A 4,907-nucleotide genomic window follows, 5' to 3' on the forward strand; every position below is an offset into this window, starting at 1 on the left:
GTGGAGAAGGGCGCCCGCGCCCAGCTCGAGCAGGGTCTGACTCAGGACCACGTCCCGGTCGTGGATGTGAAGGTGACCCTGGTCGACGGCAAGGCGCACAGCGTCGACTCGTCGGACTTCGCCTTCCAGATGGCGGGTGCGCTGGCGCTGAAGGATGCCGCAGCGGCGACCAAGGTGATCTTGCTCGAGCCGATCGACGAAATCTCGGTGCTGGTGCCCGACGATCTTGTCGGCGCGGTGATGAGCGATCTGTCCGGGCGGCGTGGCCGGGTGCTGGGCACCGATACTGCCGGCGATGAGCGCACTGTGGTGAAAGCCGAAGTGCCGCAGGTCGAGTTGACGCGCTACGCCATCGACTTGCGCTCGTTGTCGCATGGCGCTGCGTCGTTCACTCGGTCGTTCGTGCGCTACGAGCCCATGCCGGAATCCATCGCCGCCCGGGTGACGAAAGCGGACTGATCCGTTACTGGGCCAGCCAGGCTAGGGTCGCGGCGAGGTCTTTGATATCGACGCCGATGCCGCGGCACTCATCGATGCCCCGGTCGTATAAGCCCGAAATGGCATCGGACACAAGCACGATCCGAAAGTCGCGTTCGGACGCCTCGTAGATCGACGTGCGGGGGCAATTGGGAAAGTTGCAGCCGGCGAATACGAGCGTGTCGCAGCCGGCGTCACGAAGGTGTTCCTCGAGCCTGGTCTCGTAGAAGGCGCCCCACCGCGGTTTGTAGATCACATGCTCGGCGGGCCCGATCTGCTGGAAGCCACCCTCGAGCAGCAATTCATGGTCGAGCGCAACGGGATTCGGCAACAGCTCGGGCGCTATTTGCGAGCCTGCGCTGCCCGGCGCGGCGATCTTGGCGCCTTGCTGGACGGAGTGCCGGCGCGCCAGGTCCACATTGGAACCGTCCGGTCGGTACAGCCTTACCACATGGATGATCGCTAAGCCTTTGTGACGGAACGCCGTTGCCAACTTCGCCATCTGCGGGATGGCGTCGCGTGTTCCGGCCACGGGTAGTGGAGCGCCGTCTTCGTAAAAGTCGCGTTGGACATCGATGAGGATGAGCGCCGCCGAACCGGGCACAGGGCGGGTGTACCGATCGCTCATGGGTCTTGTCTAACAGACGGCGAGGGTTGTCCACAGTTGGGTTTTCATCCACACGCAGCCTTCGCGACTGGCAAACCCGCAAACGTGAAGACGGCCTCACCGAATGGAGCCCACCACCGCACCTCGACCGCGGCCAACCCCGCATCAACCTGTTCCACCACCCGGAAAAACTCCTCCGCGAAGACAACGACGAAAACGATCCTTAGAGCTGCAGGCGCCAGTCGCGTATCGATACCTTTTGCTGAGCACCCAGGCAACGCGGGTCTCCCAGCTGCCACGGCGAAGTTCCGCGGCGAATCCGAGTTTGCTGGCCGCCAAATAGGGTAGATATTAAGGAAAGCAACGTGGTGCGACTGGCCGCACCAATTCGAAGGGGTGGACAGGATGCGAAGAGCGCTTCGACATGCATTTGTCGTGGCAGGGGCTGCGCTAGCGGCTATGGCGGTCTCGGCGAGCCCTAGCTTGGCGGCAAGCGCCCCGCCGCAGGCGGCTCCCGGCATCGCATCCATCCAGCCAGCCAACGGCCAGCTCGTGGGCGTCGCCCATCCGGTCATCGTCACTTTCAGCAAGCCCGTCATCGACCGCCCCGCCGCCGAGCGGACAATCAAGATCACTTCCCCGAGCCACACGACCGGGCGGTTCAGCTGGGTCGATGACAACACGGTGCAGTGGACGCCCGACCAATTCTGGCCGCCCCACAGCACAGTCAAGGTGCAGGTGCACGCGTTGACGACCGGCTTCGAAACCGGCGATGCGGTAAAGGCAGTAGCCAGCATCTCCGCACATACGTTCACCGTCAGCATCAACGGCGAGGTAGTCCGCACGATGCCGGCGTCGATGGGCAAGCCAAGCCGCCCGACACCGATGGGCTCCTTCACCGCCCTGTCGAAAGAGCGCACCGTCACCTTCGATTCGCGCACGATCGGCATCCCGCTGAGTTCGCCTGAGGGCTACCTGATTCAAGGGCAGTACGCCGTGCGGGTCACGTGGAGCGGTGTGTACGTGCACTCGGCGCCCTGGTCGGTCGACTCTCAGGGCTATGCGAACGTCAGCCACGGTTGCATCAACCTCAGCCCGGACAACGCTGCCTGGTATTTCGACACCGTGCACATCGGCGATCCGATCATCGTGGACGCCTGACAACGGACCGCACGTTCGCGGGCCGAGGGGACGACCCCGCTCGAGCGCGACCACGCCTACCCTCGACGTCATGCCCAACACACTGCAAGACCCCAAAGTCGCAACCGCCCTTGAGCGCATGTATGCCGAGACCCGTGAACAGATGGCGCAGTTGCGTGGCAAGCGCGACGAGTTGCAGCGGCTGTCCTCGGCGAGCGCGCAGGAACGTGCCGACGCGATGAGCGACTTCTACATCCCAGTCACGCCCGACGCCGGCCGGCTGCTGTATTCCCTGGTGAGAGCGGCTCGACCGACAACCATCGTCGAATTCGGCATGTCTTTCGGGATTTCGGCCATCCACTTGGCCTCGGCGGTGCGCGACAACGGCAGCGGCCGTGTCATCACAACGGAACTCAGCACCACGAAGATCGCCGCTGCGAAGAAGACGTTCGCTGACATCGGGTTGGACGATCTGATCACCGTGCTGGAAGGTGACGCGCTGTCGACCCTGACGAGCGTGGATGGCCCAGTCAACTTCCTACTGCTCGACGGGTGGAAAGAGCTGTACCTGCCGGTGCTCAAGCTGCTCGAACCGCAGCTGTCACCCGGCGCCCTGATCGTCGCGGACAACACTGAAATGGCCGACACCAAGCCCTACCTGGACCACGTACGCAACACCGAAAACGGTTATGTCAGTGTCAACTTCAGCGCCCGGGAAGCAGACAGCATGGAAATCAGCTGTCGCGTCTGATCAGCAGCTGGTGTTAGGAGACTTTCGATGACGTTGACAAAAGCACGGGCGGTGCGCTTCGACCGCTACGGCGGTCGCGACGTGTTGTACGTGACCGACATGGACATGCCCTCCCCGGGCCCCGGTGAGGTGCTCGTCGAGGTCCACGCCGCCGGCATCAACCCCGGCGAAGCCGGGATCCGTCAGGGTGCGATGCACGAGATATTCCCTGCCACGTTTCCCTCTGGGGAAGGTAGTGATCTTGCTGGCGTCGTGATCGCGGTGGGAACTAATGTGAGCGAGTTCTCAGTCGGCGACGAAGTGATGGGATTCAGCTTGCGCCGGTCCAGCCACGCGACTCATACTGTCGTGCCGGTAGGTCAGCTGATCCACAAACCACCCGAATTGAGTTGGGAGGTAGCGGGTTCCCTGTACGTCGTCGGCGTCACCGCTTACGCAGCCGTGCGCGCGGTGGCGCCGCAACCCGGTGAGACAGTGGCCGTTTCGGCGGCGGCCGGCGGTGTTGGCAGTCTCGTCGTGCAACTGTTGGTTCGCCAGAATGCGCGGGTGCTGGGCATCGCATCGCGAAACAGCGCCGATTGGCTCCAAGCCCACGGCGTCATCCCGGTCGAATACGGCGAGGGGCTCGCCGGCCGGCTGCGGCAAGCCGCACCTGATGGTATCGACGCGTTCATCGACTTGTTCGGACCCGAATATGTGCAATTGGCGGTAGATCTGGGGGTACCGCCGCAACGGATCGAGACCATCATCTCGTTTCAGAAGGCAGCCGAAGTCGGCGCCAAAACCGAAGGCAGCATGGACGCCTCGACGCCGGAAGTGCTCGTGGAAATGGCTGAGCTGGTCGCTTCACGCGCCATCGATTTCGACATTGCCGCTACCTACCCGCTCGACCAGGTCACCGACGCTTTCGAGCGGCTCGAGCAGCGGCACACTCACGGCAAGATCGTTCTGCTGCCCAACTGACGGTTACCGCAGTGATTCTTCCAGCCACGGCGTCAGCCATTTCACACCCTCGGGCGTCAGGTGCACACCGTCACTGCGCACCTGAATCCCGTCGACCTTAGCGGTGTAGATGCCGTCGGGGCACAGCTTCTTATTCAGGTCGAGCAGCGATACATTTGGGCGCCGTCCAATCGTGCGGCGCAGCAATGTGTTCCACTGATCGACTCGATCAGGTTGATCTTCCGGGTAGAGCGTTCCGTCCGCTCGCTCGCCCCGCCGACTGTAGGGCACCGTGGCCACCGACAGCCGAACACCAGTACTGCTGAAAACATCCAGCGCGCGTTGCAGTTCGGCGGCAAGGTATGCGTCGAACGTCGGATCACCGATGTGAGTCCAGCGTCCTTCATTGACCCGATCGACCGTCTCCCAGCGCCCGATAATCAGCAGCGCGACGTCCGGTTGGTCGGCGGCGATCTGCGCAGGCCATCTGGTTGGCCAGTTTTCACATTCGGGTTTCTGGTCGAGGGTTTGGCCGAGATACCGATACGGGCCGCCGCGCACCAAGCTGCACCCGATGATCGTGTGATCGACGAAGTGGAAGCCCGGCGTTGAGGGAAGGTAGTGCATCAACGTCCAGGCGATCGAGTCGCCGAAGACCGATACGGTAAATGGGCGGTTGGGATTTCGCTGCCCGACCGGATGCACCGGAACTACCGGTGGCGAGGGCGAAACCGCAGCAACCGAAGACACACCCGGTGGCAGGCTACGGTCAAGTCCGGCACGAGGACCCGTGCCCACCGGCACAATCAGCAGCGTTGCCGCTACTGCGCTACCAATGGTGGCGCCGGCCAGCGGCAACAGCGGTACACGTATCGGGCGCCACCGCCGAACCGGCTGTTCGACCACCCACCATGACGCGGCGGCCACCGTAACGGTGACGGCGCAGCGAACGCCGAACAACCGCCATCCGGACCATCCTGTGCGCTCCCC

5 protein-coding genes and 1 pseudogene are annotated in these 4,907 nt (G+C 63.4%); 4 read left to right on the top strand and 2 right to left on the bottom strand.

Annotated features, from left to right (window positions below):
- Nucleotides 1–459, top strand: a pseudogene (locus VFA16_RS19750) (elongation factor G-like protein EF-G2); the annotation flags it as partial.
- Between the two features lie 4 nt (nt 460–463).
- Here the strand turns inward: VFA16_RS19750 and VFA16_RS19755 are convergent.
- Nucleotides 464–1,105, bottom strand: a complete 642-nt coding sequence (locus tag VFA16_RS19755) for an isochorismatase family cysteine hydrolase (protein ID WP_324969448.1) — start codon at nt 1,103–1,105, stop codon at nt 464–466.
- A gap of 384 nt (nt 1,106–1,489) precedes the next feature.
- Between VFA16_RS19755 and VFA16_RS19760 the strand changes: the two genes are divergently transcribed.
- The 3 genes from VFA16_RS19760 (at nt 1,490) to VFA16_RS19770 (ending at nt 3,938) form a co-directional block, all read left to right on the top strand.
- Entirely contained in the window at nt 1,490–2,245 is a 756-nt protein-coding gene (locus VFA16_RS19760; protein ID WP_324969449.1) for a L,D-transpeptidase, read from the top strand.
- A 70-nt stretch (nt 2,246–2,315) separates the two neighbouring features.
- The gene (locus tag VFA16_RS19765; RefSeq protein ID WP_324969450.1) at nt 2,316–2,975 is read left to right on the top strand and encodes an O-methyltransferase; all 660 of its coding nucleotides are present in this window, start codon (nt 2,316–2,318) and stop codon (nt 2,973–2,975) included.
- Between the two features lie 27 nt (nt 2,976–3,002).
- On the top strand, nt 3,003–3,938 hold the full coding sequence (locus tag VFA16_RS19770; RefSeq protein ID WP_324969451.1) for an NADP-dependent oxidoreductase: 936 nt from the start codon (nt 3,003–3,005) through the stop codon (nt 3,936–3,938).
- 3 nt (nt 3,939–3,941) lie between these two features.
- Here VFA16_RS19770 and VFA16_RS19775 read toward each other — a convergent pair.
- On the bottom strand, nt 3,942–4,907 hold a 966-nt coding region (locus tag VFA16_RS19775), incomplete at its 5' end, for an SGNH hydrolase domain-containing protein (protein ID WP_324969452.1).

Source organism: Mycobacterium sp. (assembly GCF_035653355.1).
GTDB lineage: Bacteria > Actinomycetota > Actinomycetes > Mycobacteriales > Mycobacteriaceae > Mycobacterium.

Bases quoted from the DNA above. Each gene is read 5' to 3' on its own strand.
- VFA16_RS19755 (WP_324969448.1), bottom strand. From the start codon at position 1,105: ATGAGCGATCGGTACACCCGCCCTGTGCCCGGTTCGGCGGCGCTCATC.
- VFA16_RS19760 (WP_324969449.1), top strand. From the start codon at position 1,490: ATGCGAAGAGCGCTTCGACATGCATTTGTCGTGGCAGGGGCTGCGCTA.
- VFA16_RS19765 (WP_324969450.1), top strand. From the start codon at position 2,316: ATGCCCAACACACTGCAAGACCCCAAAGTCGCAACCGCCCTTGAGCGC.
- VFA16_RS19770 (WP_324969451.1), top strand. From the start codon at position 3,003: ATGACGTTGACAAAAGCACGGGCGGTGCGCTTCGACCGCTACGGCGGT.